The 655-nt window shown below is 66.3% G+C and carries 1 protein-coding gene; it reads left to right on the forward strand.

Features of this window, described 5'->3' with window-relative positions:
* A partial coding sequence (locus C1I98_RS42425; RefSeq protein WP_199537581.1) for an Nramp family divalent metal transporter occupies positions 1-596 on the forward strand: 596 nt, incomplete at its 5' end.
* Positions 597-655: the final 59 nt, after the last annotated feature.

A 655-nucleotide genomic window follows, 5' to 3' on the forward strand; every position in this document is an offset into this window, starting at 1 on the left:
GGTGGCGGGGCTGGTGGCGGGTGGCCAACACCGAGCAGCTCGTGTCGTTCGTCCTCATCACGGTGCTGACCATCACCGTGATGTCGATGCTCGCCCACGCCACCGTCTTCGGCCGGGAGGTCGCCAACGACGTGACCTTCCTGCGCGTGGAGGGCCAGGTGCTGAACGAGCGCACCGGATGGTTCGGCACCTTCTTCTGGATCATCGGCGCCTACTCCCTGTTCGCCGCCGCCCTCGGCATCCTGGACTACATGGGGCGCCTGGTCTCCGACTCGCTGAAGGTCACCTACCTGGCCGCGAGCACCCGCTGGAGCGAGTCCGCGCTGTACGTGGCCGTGGTCTGGGCGCTCATCGCGATCGGCGGCGTCGTGCTGCTGGCCGGGTTCGACCAGCCGCTGGCGCTGCTGGTGATCTCGGCGGTGGTCGGCGGCTTCATGATGTTCCTCTACTCGGGGCTGTTGGTGATCCTCAACCGCAGGGTGCTGCCCCGCGTGATCGGGCTGCGCGGGTATCGCCTGGTGGTGATGGCGTTGATCTTCCTGTTCTTCGCGTTCTTCGCGGCACTTACGGTCATCGACCGGATCCGCGGGCTGTAGCCCGGTTTTGCGCGGGGCCGGAGAAGGGGCACCATGGAAGCTGACTCTTATACACATCT

The sequence above is a fragment of the Spongiactinospora gelatinilytica genome (assembly GCF_003236385.1).
In the GTDB taxonomy this organism is placed as follows: domain Bacteria; phylum Actinomycetota; class Actinomycetes; order Streptosporangiales; family Streptosporangiaceae; genus Spongiactinospora; species Spongiactinospora gelatinilytica.